The organism is Trinickia camelliae, assembly GCF_053525655.1.
The window spans coordinates 52,252-67,934 of record NZ_JBCHAA010000009.1 but is presented as its reverse complement, the minus strand read 5'-3'; the positions used below and the strand labels follow the sequence as shown (position 1 = coordinate 67,934).

General features: G+C 63.2%; 12 protein-coding genes. 11 read left to right on the top strand and 1 reads right to left on the bottom strand.

Annotation, left to right across the window (positions count from 1 at the left end):
• Window positions 1-44 precede the first annotated feature (44 nt).
• Entirely contained in the window at window positions 45-1,082 is a 1,038-nt protein-coding gene (locus AAHK20_RS16480; protein ID WP_449182555.1) for a GlxA family transcriptional regulator, read from the bottom strand.
• A 424-nt stretch (window positions 1,083-1,506) separates the two neighbouring features.
• Between AAHK20_RS16480 and AAHK20_RS16475 the strand changes: the two genes are divergently transcribed.
• From AAHK20_RS16475 to AAHK20_RS16425, 11 genes are all read left to right on the top strand, one after another.
• Window positions 1,507-2,781: a serine hydroxymethyltransferase gene (locus AAHK20_RS16475; protein WP_449182554.1), complete on the top strand. Its 1,275-nt coding sequence runs from the start codon at window positions 1,507-1,509 to the stop codon at window positions 2,779-2,781.
• Window positions 2,782-2,853: 72 nt separating this feature from the next.
• Window positions 2,854-3,825 carry a dipeptidase gene (locus tag AAHK20_RS16470; protein ID WP_449182553.1) on the top strand — a complete coding sequence of 324 codons (972 nt, stop codon included), beginning with the start codon at window positions 2,854-2,856 and terminating at the stop codon, window positions 3,823-3,825.
• Between the two features lie 51 nt (window positions 3,826-3,876).
• Window positions 3,877-4,410 (top strand): DUF5943 domain-containing protein, encoded by a 534-nt coding sequence (locus AAHK20_RS16465; RefSeq protein WP_449182552.1) that lies wholly within the window; start codon window positions 3,877-3,879, stop codon window positions 4,408-4,410.
• Window positions 4,411-4,446: 36 nt separating this feature from the next.
• Window positions 4,447-6,510 carry an oxidoreductase gene (locus AAHK20_RS16460; RefSeq protein ID WP_449182551.1) on the top strand — a complete coding sequence of 688 codons (2,064 nt, stop codon included), beginning with the start codon at window positions 4,447-4,449 and terminating at the stop codon, window positions 6,508-6,510.
• Window positions 6,511-6,512: 2 nt separating this feature from the next.
• On the top strand, window positions 6,513-8,438 hold the full coding sequence (locus tag AAHK20_RS16455) for a (Fe-S)-binding protein (RefSeq protein WP_449182550.1): 1,926 nt from the start codon (window positions 6,513-6,515) through the stop codon (window positions 8,436-8,438).
• 4 nt (window positions 8,439-8,442) lie between these two features.
• Window positions 8,443-9,621 carry an electron transfer flavoprotein subunit alpha/FixB family protein gene (locus AAHK20_RS16450; RefSeq protein ID WP_449182549.1) on the top strand — a complete coding sequence of 393 codons (1,179 nt, stop codon included), beginning with the start codon at window positions 8,443-8,445 and terminating at the stop codon, window positions 9,619-9,621.
• Entirely contained in the window at window positions 9,618-10,403 is a 786-nt protein-coding gene (locus AAHK20_RS16445) for an electron transfer flavoprotein subunit beta/FixA family protein (protein ID WP_449182548.1), read from the top strand. Before AAHK20_RS16450 ends, AAHK20_RS16445 begins: the two co-directional genes overlap by 4 nt.
• A gap of 60 nt (window positions 10,404-10,463) precedes the next feature.
• Window positions 10,464-11,705: an aromatic ring-hydroxylating oxygenase subunit alpha gene (locus tag AAHK20_RS16440; protein WP_449182547.1), complete on the top strand. Its 1,242-nt coding sequence runs from the start codon at window positions 10,464-10,466 to the stop codon at window positions 11,703-11,705.
• Between the two features lie 19 nt (window positions 11,706-11,724).
• The gene (locus AAHK20_RS16435) at window positions 11,725-12,885 is read left to right on the top strand and encodes an FAD-binding oxidoreductase (RefSeq protein WP_449182546.1); all 1,161 of its coding nucleotides are present in this window, start codon (window positions 11,725-11,727) and stop codon (window positions 12,883-12,885) included.
• 127 nt (window positions 12,886-13,012) lie between these two features.
• Window positions 13,013-13,876, top strand: coding sequence for a glycine betaine ABC transporter substrate-binding protein (locus AAHK20_RS16430; RefSeq protein ID WP_449182545.1), 864 nt, complete (start codon window positions 13,013-13,015; stop codon window positions 13,874-13,876).
• A gap of 114 nt (window positions 13,877-13,990) precedes the next feature.
• Entirely contained in the window at window positions 13,991-15,646 is a 1,656-nt protein-coding gene (locus AAHK20_RS16425) for a trimethylamine N-oxide permease (RefSeq protein ID WP_449182544.1), read from the top strand.
• Window positions 15,647-15,683 lie beyond the last annotated feature (37 nt).

Genomic DNA, 15,683 nt, shown 5'->3' with positions numbered 1-15,683 from the left:
CCTAATCGCCAGCGACGCTTGCCGGACGTCCGGTTTCGTGCAACCTAAGCGTGCATCAGCACGCCGCCGGTCATGCCAGCGGTTGGCAGCAAAGGTGCCGCCACCGCAGGCGCAAGCGGGGCCACCTGCCTGCGTCGCTCCCTCGTCGGCGCTGTACCGAACGCATCGCGATAGCTCTTGCTGAAATGACAAGCCGACTGGAAACCACAGGCCATCGTGATGTGCATGATCGACATATCGGTTTGCAGCAGCAACTCCCGCGCGCGCCGCAACCGCAACGTGAGGTAGTAATGCGTCGGCGTCATCCCGAGATGCTCGCGGAAAAGCCGCTGCAATTGCCGTTGCGACATATTCGCGAGCCGCGCGAGTTCTTCGCGCGACAACGGCTCCTCGATATTGTTTTCCATCAGCGCGATCACTTCGAACAGCGACTTGTTCGCTGACCCAAGCCGCGCCACGAGCGGCATGCGCTGCTGAGCGCTCGTATCGCGCACATGCTCGACGATGAACTGTTCGGCGATCTGCGTCACGCGCGCCGTCCCAACGCGCGCAGCAATCAAGTTGAGCATCATGTCGAGCGGCGCAACGCCGCCCGTGCAAGTCACGCGATCACGGTCGACCACGAACAGTTCTTTCAGAAAACGCGTGCCGGGGAATTCTTCCTTGAGCGCCGACATGTTTTCCCAATGGATCGCGCACGCGTAGCCGTCGAGCAATCCCGATTTCGCGAGCGCATACGTGCCCGTGCAAAGACTGCCGAGCGCGACACCCTCGCGCGCGAAGCGGCGCAGTGCCGACAAATGAGCCGGGGTCGTTTCGCGCTGCACGTCGATGCCGCCGCAGACGAACACGATATCCGGCTTGCCGACGCATTCGACGGGACCCGATTCGACGGATAGACCATTACTCGCCGTCACAGGTCCGCCTTCCGGGCTCACGACCGACCAACGATAAAGCGGTTCGCCGCTCAAGTAGTTCGCCATGCGCAGCACTTCGATCGCATTCGTGAACGCGATCATCGTGAAGTTCGGCAACGGCATGAAGGCGAAGTGAGACAGCGACGCAGTTCGGTCGGGCGACATGGAGAGGCGTTCCTTCGAATCCGGATTATTGCTGCCGATGCGGGGACATGGGCTCATTCATTGTGGAATCGATGGCAACAAGCGTGCCATACGGCTTAACCCTTAGCCCACGGCGGCGCGCCGCAGCAGCGTTGCATTGCGATGCACTGTGCGCGTGCGGCGGCGGCACGGTTTCGCGCGCGATCCGCACTTGCGCAGTGCGAAGGCGTTGCGATGCAGCAATTCTTTGCGAAGCGCGGAATCGACAAATCCGCACGACCGGTCACTTGTCCAAAATGGACTTCGATGGCGGGAAATACCAAGAAAGCGTCTGAAATCCCAAATCGGCTCCAAAAGCGAACGACAAGAATAGAGCCGTCAAGTACGAGAGCCCGCAAGCCTTGCTGCAAGCGGGTGTGCTCCCCCCACTCTCCAGGGACTCACTATGTCGAACACGTCTCCATTCTTTGCGCAGACTCTTGCCGAGCGCGACGCGCCGGTGCGCGGCGCGGTATTGCGGGAACTCGAGCGGCAGCAGTCGCAGGTCGAGCTGATCGCGTCGGAAAACATCGTGTCGCGCGCCGTGCTCGAGGCGCAAGGCTCCGTGCTGACCAACAAGTACGCAGAGGGTTATCCGGGCAAGCGTTACTACGGCGGTTGCGAATTCGTCGATGAAGTCGAGACGCTCGCGATCGATCGCGTGAAGCAGATCTTCGGCGCGGGCTACGCGAACGTGCAGCCGCATTCGGGCGCGCAAGCCAATGGCGCGGTGATGCTCGCGCTGACGAAGCCGGGTGACACGGTGCTCGGCATGTCGCTCGATGCGGGAGGCCATCTCACGCATGGCGCGAAGCCGGCGTTGTCGGGCAAGTGGTTCAACGCGGTGCAGTACGGCGTCGATCGAGAGTCGATGTTGATCGACTACGCGCAAGTCGAGGCGCTCGCTCAGCAGCACAAGCCGAGCCTCATCATCGCGGGCTTCTCCGCGTATCCACGCCAGCTCGATTTCGCGCGCTTCCGGGCGATCGCCGACAGCGTCGGCGCGAAGCTGATGGTGGATATGGCGCACATCGCGGGCGTGATCGCCGCGGGTCGCCATGCGAACCCGGTCGAGCATGCGCACGTCGTCACGTCGACCACGCACAAGACGCTGCGCGGCCCGCGCGGCGGCTTCGTTCTGACCAACGACGAAGACATCGCGAAGAAGATCAACTCGGCGGTGTTCCCGGGGCTGCAGGGCGGTCCGCTGATGCACGTGATTGCGGGCAAGGCGGTCGCGTTCGGCGAAGTCCTGCAGCCGAGCTTCAAGACCTATATCGACAACGCGCTCGCCAACGCCAAGGCGCTGGGCGTCGTGCTCAAGGAAGGCGGCGTCGATCTCGTGACGGGCGGCACCGACAACCATCTGCTGCTCGTCGATCTGCGTCCGAAGGGCCTCAAGGGCACCCAAGTCGAGCAGGCGCTCGAACGCGCGGGCATCACGTGCAACAAGAACGGCATTCCGTTCGACACCGAGAAGCCGACCGTCACGTCGGGCATCCGTCTCGGCACGCCGGCTGGCACGACGCGCGGCTTCGGCGTCGACGAGTTCCGTCAGATCGGCCGCCTCATCCTCGAAGTGTTCGACGCGCTGCGCAAGCACCCGGATGGCGACGCCGAAACCGAGCAGCGCGTGCGCCGGGAAATCTTCGCGCTGTGCGAGCGGTTCCCGATCTACTGAACCGCACGCCAATACGCAAGCCAACCCAATCGCACGCTTGAAGTTCATTCGCAAGAACGCCTGGAGAATTCGATGAGCACCCTGCACGAGAACAGCATCATCATCGACGGTCTGAACATTTCCAAGTTCGACCGCTCGGTATTCGAAGACATGAGGAAGGGCGGCATCACGGCCGCGAACTGCACGGTGTCGGTCTGGGAGAACTTCACGAAGACGGTCGACAACATTGCGCTCATGAAGAAGCAGATTCGCGAGCACAGCGAGCTCCTGACGCTCGTGCGCACGACCGACGACATCCGGCGCGCGAAGCAGGAGGGCAAGACCGGCGTCATCTTCGGCTTCCAGAACGCGCACGCGTTCGAGGACAACCTCGGCTACATCGAGGCGTTCGCCGACATGGGCGTGCGGGTCGTTCAGCTTTGCTACAACACGCAGAACCTCGTGGGCACCGGTTGCTACGAGCGTGACGGCGGCTTGTCGGATTTCGGGCGCGAGGTCATCACTGAGATGAATCGCGTCGGCATCATGGTCGATCTCTCGCATGTCGGGGGCAACACGTCGTCGGAAGCGATCGCGTTCTCGAAGAAGCCGGTCTGCTATTCGCACTGCCTGCCGTCGGGGCTCAAGGAGCATCCGCGCAACAAGAGCGACGAGCAATTGAAAGAGATCGCCGACGCCGGCGGTTTTGTCGGCGTGACGATGTTCGCGCCGTTCCTCAAGCGCGGCATCGACGCCACCATCGACGACTACATCGAAGCGATCGGCTACGTGGTCAATCTGATCGGCGAAGACGCGGTCGGCATCGGCACGGATTTCACGCAGGGCTACAGCACCGAGTTCTTCGACATGCTCACGCACGACAAGGGCCGTTATCGCCGTCTCACGAACTTCGGCAAGGTCGTGAATCCCGAAGGCATTCGCACGATCGGCGAGTTTCCGAACCTGACGGCGGCGATGGAGCGCGCCGGCTGGAGCGAGACCCGCATCCGCAAGATCATGGGCGCAAACTGGGTGAGGGTCTTCAAGGACGTATGGGGCGCTTGAGCCTCGCTCAAGTATCAAACGCTTAGCCAGTTCCATTCACGGAGTCATTCGATGCAACCGCAACTGCCGATCGATGTCGATCCCAACACAGGCGTCTGGACCACCGACGCGCTGCCGATGCTGTACGTCCCGCGTCATTTCTTCACGAACAACCACACGGCAGTCGAGGAAGCGCTCGGCCGCGAGGCCTATGCCGAGATTCTCTACAAGGCCGGCTACAAGTCCGCATATCACTGGTGCGATAAAGAAGCGAAGCAGCATGGCATCAGCGGCATGGCGGTTTTCGAGCACTACTTGAAACGTCTGTCGCAACGCGGCTGGGGGCTCTTCACGATCGTCGAGGCGGATCCGGCAAGCGCGCGTGCGCGCATCGAGTTGCGCCATTCGTCGTTCGTGCTCCAGCAGCCGGGCAAGGAAGGCAAGCTTTGCTACATGTTCGCCGGCTGGTTCGCCGGCGCGATGGACTGGGTCAACGACACGCGCGATGGCGGCAAGCATGCGCCGCGTTCGCAATCGAAAGAGGTGCAATGCGCGGCCGAAGGCCACGACCATTGCGTATTCGAAGTTTCGCCGCTTGCTCAATAAAACGCGGTATCAGCACTACGTTCGAGGTCGCCTGAGATGCGCTATCCCCATCTGTTCAAACCCCTGACGCTGAACAAGCTCACGGTGCGCAACCGGATCGTCAGCACGGCGCACGCCGAGGTCTATGCGGAGCCGGGCGGGCTCCCTGGCGACCGCTATATCCGTTACTACGAGGAGAAGGCCAAGGGCGGTGTCGGCCTAGCCGTGTGCGGCGGATCGAGCCCGGTGTCGATCGATAGCCCGCAGGGATGGTGGAAGTCGGTGAATCTCGCGACCGACAAGATCGTCGATCCGCTCTCGCGCCTTGCAGAAGCGATGCACCGGCACGGCGCGAAGATCATGATCCAGGCGACGCACATGGGACGCCGCTCGGCGTTCCATGGCGAGCACTGGCCGCATTTGATGTCACCCTCGGGGGTGCGCGAGCCCGTGCATCGCGGCAACGCGAAAATCATCGAGGTCGAGGAAATCCGCCGCATCATCGGCGATTTCGCGGCGGCCGCGAAGCGCGTGAAGGATGCCGGAATGGACGGCATCGAGATCTCCGCCGCGCACCAGCACCTGATCGATCAGTTCTGGAGCCCGCGCACGAACTTCCGCACCGACGAATGGGGCGGCAGCCTCACGAACCGGCTGCGCTTCGGCGTCGAAGTCCTGAAGGCGGTGCGCGAGGCCGTCGGCCCCGACTTCTGCGTCGGCCTGCGCATGTGCGGTGACGAATTCCACGAAGACGGTCTCGATCACGAACAATTGAAGGAGATCGCGCAAGCGATGTCCGAGACCGGCTTGATCGACTATCTCGGCGTGATCGGCTCGGGCGCGGATACGCACAACACGCTCGCCAACTGCATGCCGCCGATGGCGCTGCCGCCCGAGCCGTTCGTGCATCTCGCGGCGGGCATCAAGTCGGTCGTCAAGCTGCCGGTGATGCACGCGCAGAGCATTCGCGATGCGGGCCAGGCCGAGCGCCTGCTCGCTAGCGGGATGGTCGATCTAGTCGGCATGACGCGCGCGCAGATCGCCGACCCGCACATGGTCATCAAGATTCGTGACGGACGCGAAGACGAAATCAAGCAATGCGTCGGTGCGAACTATTGCATCGACCGCCAGTACAACGGCCTGGACGTGCTGTGCGTGCAGAACGCTGCGACGTCGCGTGAAGCGACGATGCCGCACGTGATCGAGAAGTCCCGCGGACCGAAGCGCAAGGTCGTCGTGGTCGGCGCTGGTCCCGCGGGTCTGGAAGCCGCTCGCGTCGCGCGTCTGCGCGGGCACGAAGTGGTGCTGTTCGAAAAGCAGAATGAAGTCGGCGGACAGATCATGCTGGCCGCGAAGGCGCCGCAGCGCGAGCAGATGGCGGGCATCGTCCGTTGGTTCGATATGGAGACGAAGCGCATCGGCGTCGACCGGCGCCTCGGCGTGGCGGCTGACGACAAGACGATTCTCGCGGAGAAGCCCGACATCATCGTGCTTGCCACCGGCGGTTCGAGCTTCACGAATCAGGTGCCGGCGTGGGGCGTCGAGGAAGGGCTCGCGGTCAGCTCGTGGGACATTCTCTCGGGACGCGTCGAGCCGAAGCAGAACGTGCTCGTCTACGACGGCGTGAGCACGCATGCGGGCGCGGGTGTGGCCGATTTCATCTCGAGCCGTGGCTCGAAGGTCGAAATCGTCACGCCGGATGTCAAGGTGGCCGATGACTGCGGCGGCACGACGTTCCCGATTTTCTATCGCCGGCTCTACGCGCAGGGCGTGATTCACACGCCGAACTACTGGCTCGATCGCGTCTATGAAGAGGACGGCAAGAAAATCGCCGTGCTGCGCAACGAGTACACGGAAGAGCAAGAGGAACGCGCTGTCGATCAGGTCGTGATCGAAAACGGCATCACGCCCAACGATGCCCTTTACTGGCAGCTCAAGCCGGAATCGGTCAATCGCGGACAGGTGGACGTGCACAAGCTCTTCGCATCCGAGCCGCAGCCGTCGCTCGCGGAGAAACTCGGCGACGGCCGCTTCCTGCTGTTCCGTGTCGGCGACTGCATTTCGATGCACAACATCCACGGCGCGATTTACGACGCGCTGCGCCTTTGCAAGGACTTTTGACCATGAACCCGGCGTTGGTCATTACCGCGTTGCTGTGGGTATCGGTCGCCGGTCTGGCGTTTGCGGTCGCGAAACGCTCGTCGTACTGGCGGCTCGGGCGGGCCACCGCTCCTGGCGCGTTCGGCGTCGCGAACCTGTTCGCGATCCCGAAGCGCTATTTCGTCGATCTGCACCACGTGGTCGCGCGCGATCCGTACATCGCGAAGACGCACGTCGCCACGGCAGGCGGCGCGATTGCCGCGCTCGCGCTGGTGTTCGTCAACTATGGGCTTGCGATCTATTCGCCGTGGCTCGACAAGCTGATCTTTCTCGCGGCGCTAGCGATGCTGATCGGCGCGGTGTTCGTGTGGCGCCGTCGTGCTGCGAAGAACGTGCCGGCGCGGCTGTCGCGCGGCCCGTGGAATACGCTGCCGTGGCTGCTCGGCTCGTTCGCGCTCGGCCTCACGCTCTACGTGGTCGTGCCGGCTGGCGCAATGTCCGGCGCGTTTGCGGTGCTCTGTGCGGTGCTGATCGGTGTCGGCGCGTTCGCGATGACGTTCGGCGCAGCCAAGGGCGGACCGATGAAGCACGCGATCGCGGGCCTGCTGCATCTCGCGTTCCATCCGCGCCAGGAGCGTTTCGCAGCGAACCGTGAGGCGTTCACCGGCAACGGCAGCGCGACGCCGCCGACAGCGCTGAAGCTGCCCGACATCGAGCATCAGGAATACGGCGTCGCGAAGCCGGTCGAGTTCCGCTGGAACCAGCTCTTGAGCTTCGACGCGTGCGTGCAGTGCGGCAAGTGCGAAGCGGCGTGTCCCGCGTTCGCGTCGGGCCAGCCGTTGAACCCCAAGAAGCTGATCCAGGATCTCGTCGTCGGGATGGCGGGCGGCAGTGATGCGGCGTACGCGGGCAGCCCGACGCCGGGCATCTCAGTCGGCAAGCACAGTGGCGAGCCGAACGGTCCGATCGTGTCGGGCCTGATCGAAGCCGATACGCTGTGGTCGTGCACGACGTGCCGAGCGTGCGTTCAAGAGTGCCCGATGCTGATCGAGCACGTCGATGCGATCGTGGACATGCGCCGTAACCAGACGCTCGTGCACGGCGAAGTGCCGGGCAAGGGCGCTGAAGTGCTCGCGAATCTGCGCGAGACCGGCTCGGCGGGCGGCTACGACATCGCGGCGCGCTATGACTGGGCGGTCGATCTGAACGCGCCCACCGCGCAACCGGGCAAGCCCGTCGACGTGCTGCTGATTGCCGGCGAAGGCGCGTTCGACATGCGCTATCAGCGCACGCTGCGTGCGCTCGTCAAAGTGTTGAACCGCGCCGGCGTGGACTACGCGGTGCTCGGCGGCATCGAGACCGATACGGGCGACGTCGCCCGGCGTCTCGGCGACGAAGCCACATTCCAGCGTCTCGCGAAACGTTTGATCGGCACGCTCGACGGGCTGAGCTTCAAGCAGATCGTCACGGCTGATCCGCACGTGATGCACAGCCTGCGCAACGAATACCGCGCACTGGGCGGACGCTATCCAGTCCAGCATCACACGAGCTTCATCGCGGAGCTGGTCGCGCAGGGCAAGCTCTTGCCGAAGGCCGCGGCCGCGCTGCGCGACAAGCGCGTGACCTATCACGACCCGTGCTACCTGGGCCGCTACAACGGCGAGACCGAAGCGCCGCGCAAGCTGCTGAAATCGATCGGCATCCAGGTGGTCGAAATGGAAAGGCATGGCATGCGCGGACGCTGCTGCGGCGGTGGCGGCGGCGCGCCGCTGACCGATATTCCCGGCAAGCAGCGCATTCCCGATATCCGGATCGCGGATGCCCGATCGATCGGTGCGGATGTGGTCGCGGTCGGCTGCCCTAACTGCACGGCGATGCTCGAGGGCGTGGTCGGGCCGCGTCCGGAAGTGCTGGACGTGGCGGAACTCGTCGCTGGCGCGCTGGAGTGAAGCGATGAATACCATCAAACGAATCGATCCGCGCCGGCCGTTCACGGTCACGGCGGCTGGGCTCAAGCGTATTACGCTCGGAGCGGAAACGGTTGCGGGCGCAACCACCGATTATGTGGTGACGGCGGGCCATGGTCCGAGCGTCAAGCCGCGCCGCGCGCTGACTACCGTCGAACGCGTCGTGCTGGCGGTCGCCTACAGCGACCGGGGCGCGCTCGACGAGCACGCGCGGCAAGCCGTTGCGGCAGCCGCCCTGATTGCGGATTCGCGCACCGAGGTCGCGCTACTCGTCTTCGGCGAATTGAAAGACGATCCGGCTGCGCTCGGCGCGGACAAAGTCATCGAACTGCCCGCGCTCGAGCGCCGTGCTTTCGCCCCGGAACAGGCGCTTCGAGCGCTCGAAGCGTGCGTCGCCGTCATGAAGCCCGTGCACGTCGTCATGCCTGACAGCGTGGCGGGCGATGGCGACATCGGGCGCCGATACGCGGCGCAAACGGGTGCGAGCATCGCGGCTAACGTCGTGGAAATCGACCTCTCGCATGTCGGCGTCTACGCCAATGCGAAGCAGTCGTTCGCGACGCGGCCGCTTCCCGAGGTGATCTTGCTCGCACCGAATGCGGTCGACCCGAAGCTGCCGTTCGTCGGCGCGGGCGAACGCGTGAACTTGCGCAGCGATGCCAATCTCGCAGCCGAAAGCCCGGCTTACCGCGATCTCGGCATCGAGGAGATCGACGCCGCGCAGGTGGCGCTCGAAGAGGCCGACTTCATCGTCTCCGCAGGCAACGGCGTGAGTAACGTCGCGGCGTTCGAAACGCTCGCGGGCGTGTTCGGTGCGGCGATCGGCGCGAGCCGGGTGGCCGTCGACAACGGCAGTTTTACGCGCGACAAGCAGGTTGGGGCGACGGGCAAGACCGTCGACGCGAGCGTGTACATCGCATTCGGCATCTCGGGTGCGGTACAGCACCTGCAGGGCATCAAGGATTGCCGGCATGTGATCGCCGTGAATCTCGACGGCAGTGCGCCGATCGTGAAGCGCGCGAACCTCACGGTGATCGGCGACGCGCAAAGCACCATCGCCGCGCTGACGGACGAAGTCAAACGCGCTCGCACGGCGCATGCGGCGAAGTCGAGTGGATCGTCTGAAGCCTTAGCCGTATCCGCTCACGAAGGGGTGACAGCATGAACGGCACAGGAACGCTGAAACGAATCGCAGTGTTGGTTTCGGTGGGAATCCACCCGGTGAGCGGAGCGCCGCGCTATAGCCGCAACGATGCTGCCGCACTGGAAATCGCACGCAAGCTCGCCAAGACGCATCAAGCCGCTCTCGAGGTGGTGCACGCAGGCGATCCCTCGAATCCCGCGCTGACCGACTACCTCGCACTCGGCGCGCAACGTATCGACGTGCTCCCGTGCAGCGCTTCCGACGATGCGGCACCCGCTTTGGCGAAGCGCCTGCAAGGCTGCGATCTCGTGCTGACCGGCACGCGCGCCGAGGGTGCGTACGACACCGGCATGCTGCCGTACCGTGTCGCCGCCGCGCTTAGGCTTCCGCTGATCGGCTCGGCCGTCGACGTTTCGATCGACTACGGTCGCGTTGCGGTTCGGCAATTCTTGCCGAAGGCGTTGCGCCGGCGCGTCGACGCGGCGTTGCCTGCGGTCGTGGCCGTGCATCCGCTCGCGAACGCTGCGCCGCGCTACGCGTACGCGCGTTCGCAAGCGGGCTCGATCGTACCGAACCCATCCGCCATGCAAGCCGACGCGGAAGCCGCCCAGTGGATCGTCGCACGCGCCGAACGCAAGCCCGTGAAGCTCGCCGCCGCCGAAAAGCGTTCGGGCCACGCCCGCATGCTGTCCGCGACGACGACGGAAAGCCGCGGCGGCAGCGTCGTAATTGACGGGAGTTCGGTCGAAAAAGCACAAGTGATCCTCGCGTATTTGCGCGAGCATCAACTCATCGATTATTGACGCGTTGGGTTGTCATCTGACGCGTCAGCACTGAGACGTAACGAATCCGGAGCCAACGATATGAAGGTATCGGCAGACATTCGCGCGCTGGTGGACCGGCGCAAAAAGGGTTACAGCCTCGAAGCGCCGTTTTATACGAGCGACGAGATTTTCTCGCTCGACATGGAAGCGATATTTCGCAAGCATTGGATTCAAGTCGCGGTCGAGCCGGATGTTCCCGAGCCGGGCGACTACGTGACCGTCGAGCTCGGGCACGATTCGATCCTGATCGTGCGCGACGACGACATGCAGATCCGCGCGTTTCACAACGTCTGCCGCCATCGCGGCGCGCGCCTGTGCAACGAAGACAAAGGCTCGGTCGGCAACATCGTGTGCCCGTACCACAGCTGGACTTACAACCTCACGGGCCAGTTGATGTTCGCCGAACATATGGGCGAGCAATTCGACCGCTGCAAGCACAGCTTGAAGTCGGTTCATGTGGAAAATCTCGCGGGACTGATCTTCGTTTGCCTCGCCGATGAACCGCCTGTCGATTTCGGCGTCATGCGCGCGGCCATGGAACCGTATCTGCTGCCCCACGACCTGCCGAACTGCAAGATCGCGGCGCAGATCGACATCATCGAGAAAGGCAATTGGAAGCTCACGATGGAGAACAATCGCGAGTGCTATCACTGCGTCGCGAACCATCCCGAGCTGACCATCTCGCTCTATGAATACGGCTTTGGCTATCAACCGTCGCCGGCCAACGCGGACGGAATGGCCGCGTTCGAGCGCACGTGCGTCGAGCGCGCCGCGCAGTGGGAGTCGATGGATTTGCCGTCGGTGGAAGTCGAGCGCTTGACCGACGTGACGGGCTTCCGCACCCAGCGCTTGCCGCTCGATCGTTGCGGCGAGTCGCAGACGCTCGACGCGAAAGTCGCGTCGAAGAAGCTGCTCGGCGAATTCGAGCGCGCCGATCTCGGCGGCTTGTCGTTCTGGACGCAGCCGAATTCGTGGCACCACTTCATGAGCGACCACATCGTGACGTTCGCGGTGATTCCGCTGTCGGCGGGTGAGACGCTGGTTCGCACGAAGTGGCTTGTGCACAAGGATGCCGTGGAAGGCGTCGACTATGACGTCAAGAACCTCACGGCGGTCTGGAACGCAACCAACGACCAGGACCGCGCGCTTGTCGAATTCTCGCAGCGGGGCGCCACGAGCAGCGCCTACGAGCCGGGACCGTACTCGCCGTACACCGAAGGTCTCGTCGAGAAGTTCTGTGAGTGGTACATCGGTCGCGTGGCTGCGCAGATCGACGCTTAAGCGGATGCCGGAGTTCACGATGAAGCGAGACGGGGAGACCTTCGAGCCCGCAGGTAGCCGGCTTACGCGGCCCGGATTCTGGAACGCATTGCCCGAGCGTTGGACGAGCGACGTCGAAGAGACGCTGGTCTGCGCTCAGGTGCGCCAGGAGACGCACGACGTGAAGAGCTTTTTCTTCGCGTCGCCGGAAGGCCGTGCGTTTGCGTTCGAGCCGGGGCAGTTCATCACGCTCGAGCTCGAGATCGACGGCGAAACGGTCAACCGCTGCTATACGATTTCGTCCGCGCCCACGCGGCCTCATACGATATCGATCACCGTCAAGCGAGTGCCGGGCGGAAAGGTGTCGAACTGGCTGCACGACAATCTGCAAGCGGGCACCTCGGTGCGCGTGCTCGGGCCAGCGGGCGAGTTCACGTGCGCGCGGCATCCGGCGAGCAAGTATCTGTTTCTCTCGGCGGGATCGGGCATGACGCCGTTGATGTCGATGAGCCGCGCGCATCACGAATTGAACGAGGATCGCGACATCGTGTTCGTTCACAGCGCACGAACGCCCGATGACATCATCTTCGCGCGCGAGCTCGATCTGATGGCGGCCAATCAGGCCAATTTCCGCACGTCGTTCGTTTGCGAACGGGTAGGGGCGCGCACGAATTGGCCTGGAATCACGGGGTTTCTGACCCTGCCGCTGCTCAAGCTGATTGCGCCCGACTTCATGGAGCGCGAGATCTTCACGTGCGGCCCGGCGCCGTATATGAAGGCGGTGCGCGATCTGCTCGATGAAGCGGGTTTTGACCGTAGCCGCTATCACGAAGAGAGTTTTTCATTCGAGACGCTGGCTGAATCCGCGGCGCAGGTCGTGAGAGAGGCGGCGCACGATACCGCTCAAACGACGCTTGACGCCACTCCGCAAACTACCGCCCGTTTCGCCGTGACGTTCGCCAAGAGCCGGCGCGACATCGAATGCGGCAGCGACCAGCACGTGCTCGAAGCGGCACGGCAGGCCGGCGTGCGTCTGCCGGCATCGTGCACGCAGGGCATGTGCGGCACGTGCAAGGTGAAGCTCATATCGGGCCAGGTCGACATGAAGCACAACGGCGGCATTCGTCAACGCGAGATCGATCAAGGCATGGTGCTGCTTTGCTGCAGCAAACCGCTCAGCGATCTGATCATCGACAAATAAGCAAGGGAACGATCGGGTCGCGGATGAACAAGACCTTGTCGTAATCCGAACTTACCGGCGATTTCTGGCTGTTCATCCTTAAGTCACCGGCACTCAACCGGCACCGTCTACGTCAAGGAGATCGACCATGAAATTGCTGAAGAAACTGCTGCTGTTCGGTGCGCTTAGTGCCGGGTTGGTCACGGTGCTGCCCGTGGCCGCCGATACCAAGCCGACGATCAAGATCGGCTATGTCGAAGGATGGGATGACAGCGTGGCGACCACCAACGTGGCCGCGCGCATCATCGAAAAACGCCTCGGCTACCCTGTGCAGGTCGTTCCCGTGGCGGCGGGCATGATGTGGGAGGGCGTCGCGCGCGGCGACCTCGACGCGACGCTTTCCGCCTGGTTGCCCGTGACACACGCCGCGTATTGGGACAAGTACAAGACCAAGGTCGTCGATCTCGGCGCCAATTTTACGGATGCTAGAATCGGTTTGATCGTGCCCGCCGACGTGAAGGCAAACAGCATCGCCGATCTCGAATCTCAGAAGTCCGAATTTGGTGGACGTATCGTGGGAATCGACGCAGGCGCGGGCGTGATGGCAAAAACATCGGATGCGATCAAGGCATACAACCTCGACTATCAACTGATGCCGAGCTCGGGAACCGCGATGACCGCGGAACTCGCGCGCTCGATGCATGCCAATAAACCCGTGATCGTCACGGGCTGGGCGCCGCACTGGATGTTCGCGAAGTGGAAGCTCAAGTTTCTTGACGATCCGAAGAAGGTCTACGGCGGAGCAGAGCATGTAGACAGTGTCATCAATCCGGATTTGGAGACGAAGGCCAAGCCGGTCGTGGCATTCTTGAAGCAGTTTCAATGGAAGCCGGGTGAAATCGACAGTGTGATGCTGTCGGCTCAAAACGGCACGAAGCCTGATGCCGCTGCGGATGCATGGATCGCAGCGCACCCCGACCGGGTCAATAGCTGGTTGGCGGGAACGCAGTGACGCTTGATGCGTAGCAAACGTCGGGCGCACGGAGCAGTCAGCCGTGCGCTTTGCGTTTGATACGGCGCATACAGTGCGGAAGCAGCGGTCCAGGCCTCATAGCGGAGGTGCAGGATGGATCAAAGCGGACTGCGTGCGCGCAGCGATAGCAACATCGATGACGGTGCGGCGCATGACGGAGGCCACACGCTGCAACGCGGCCTTACATGGAAGGACGCTTTCTGGGTGACGAGCGGCGTGCCCGCGGGCGTGCTGTTCACGATAGGCGGGGTGTGCGCGACGATCGGGCAGCCTGCCTGGGCCATCTGGATCGGTGCGATCACGATGGGCCTGATACAGAGCGCGACTTATGCGGAAATTTCGGGGCTGTTTCCCCATAAGTCGGGCGGCGCGTCGGTGTACGGCGCGATAGGGTGGGTGCGGTACAGCAAGATGATCGCCCCGGTCTCGGTGTGGTGCAACTGGCTCGCGTGGTCGCCGATGCTCGCGCTCGGAACCGGCCTCGCCGCCAACTACGCGCTCACCAGCCTCTTTCCCGCTGACGCGGCGATCAATACCTGGCATTGGACGCTCGCCGATCTCGGCTTCGTCAAACCCGGGCTCACGCTGCGCATCAACGCGACATTTCTGATCGCGGTCGTGTTTCTCCTCATCACGTTCAGGCTGCAGCACAGCGGCGCATCGAAGGCTGCGAAGACGCAGCGCATTCTCGGCATCGCCTCGCTCTCGCCGCTTTTGATCGTCGGTATCGTGCCGTTCGTGACCGGCGATGTGCCGATGTCCAATCTCATTCCTCTCTTGCCGCTTGGTCACGACGCACAGGGCAATCTCACGGCGGCGACATTCGGTTCATGGAACGGCGCCGGCATCACGATGGCGATGGGCGCGATGTTCATGGCGGGGTGGGCGTCGTACGGGTTCGAGACGTCGGTGTGTTACACGCGCGAGTTTCGCGATCCGCGCCGCGATACGGCCAAGGCGATCTTCTGGTCCGGCGCGCTGTGTCTCGTCGTGATGACGCTCGTGCCGCTCGCGTTTCAGGGCGTGCTCGGCACGAAGGGCATGCTCGATCCGAAGATCGTCGACGGCACTGGCGTGGGCGCGGCGATGGCGCATATGGTAGGCGGCGGCGCGTGGGTGGCGAACGCGATCGTCGTGATGCTGATGCTGTCGATCCTCTTGATCGTGATGACGTCGATGATGGGCTCGTCGCGCACGCTGTATCAAGCCTCGGTGGACGGCTGGCTGCCGCGCTATCTCTCGCACGTGAACGAGCACGGCTCGCCCACGCGCGCGATGTGGACCGACCTCGGTTTCAACCTCATCTTGCTGATGATGTCGGACTACATGACGGTGCTGTCGATCTCGAACGTGTGCTACATGATCTTCGTGTTCCTGAATCTGCAATCGGGCTGGATACACAGGCTCGATCGCGCGAAGTGGGATCGTCCGTTCCGTTGCCCGACCTGGCTCCTGGCGCTGGGCGCGCTGTGCGGCTACGTCAATCTCGCGTTCGTCGGGGCGGGGGCGGATCTGCAAGGCGCAGGCACGATGAGAAATGGCCTCATTGCGATGCTGCTGATCGTGCCGGTATTTCTGTATCGCCATTACTGGCAGGATCGCGGGCGTTTTCCGGCGCGCATGGCGCAGGACATGGAGCTCAATGATGCCGACCTAGCGCGCGGCTCGATTCGGAAGGTCTTGCCGTATGGCGCGCTGATGCTGGCCGCGCTCGTCATGTGGGGTGCGCACCACTTGGCTCACGGATAGTCCGAGTCAATATAGCCGAACCACGAGTCGCAATATC

Coding starts and splice junctions, on each gene's coding strand:
- AAHK20_RS16480 (WP_449182555.1), bottom strand. CDS start 1,082: ATGTCGCCCGACCGAACTGCGTCGCTGTCTCACTTCGCCTTCATGCCG.
- AAHK20_RS16475 (WP_449182554.1), top strand. CDS start 1,507: ATGTCGAACACGTCTCCATTCTTTGCGCAGACTCTTGCCGAGCGCGAC.
- AAHK20_RS16470 (WP_449182553.1), top strand. CDS start 2,854: ATGAGCACCCTGCACGAGAACAGCATCATCATCGACGGTCTGAACATT.
- AAHK20_RS16465 (WP_449182552.1), top strand. CDS start 3,877: ATGCAACCGCAACTGCCGATCGATGTCGATCCCAACACAGGCGTCTGG.
- AAHK20_RS16460 (WP_449182551.1), top strand. CDS start 4,447: ATGCGCTATCCCCATCTGTTCAAACCCCTGACGCTGAACAAGCTCACG.
- AAHK20_RS16455 (WP_449182550.1), top strand. CDS start 6,513: ATGAACCCGGCGTTGGTCATTACCGCGTTGCTGTGGGTATCGGTCGCC.
- AAHK20_RS16450 (WP_449182549.1), top strand. CDS start 8,443: ATGAATACCATCAAACGAATCGATCCGCGCCGGCCGTTCACGGTCACG.
- AAHK20_RS16445 (WP_449182548.1), top strand. CDS start 9,618: ATGAACGGCACAGGAACGCTGAAACGAATCGCAGTGTTGGTTTCGGTG.
- AAHK20_RS16440 (WP_449182547.1), top strand. CDS start 10,464: ATGAAGGTATCGGCAGACATTCGCGCGCTGGTGGACCGGCGCAAAAAG.
- AAHK20_RS16435 (WP_449182546.1), top strand. CDS start 11,725: ATGAAGCGAGACGGGGAGACCTTCGAGCCCGCAGGTAGCCGGCTTACG.
- AAHK20_RS16430 (WP_449182545.1), top strand. CDS start 13,013: ATGAAATTGCTGAAGAAACTGCTGCTGTTCGGTGCGCTTAGTGCCGGG.
- AAHK20_RS16425 (WP_449182544.1), top strand. CDS start 13,991: ATGGATCAAAGCGGACTGCGTGCGCGCAGCGATAGCAACATCGATGAC.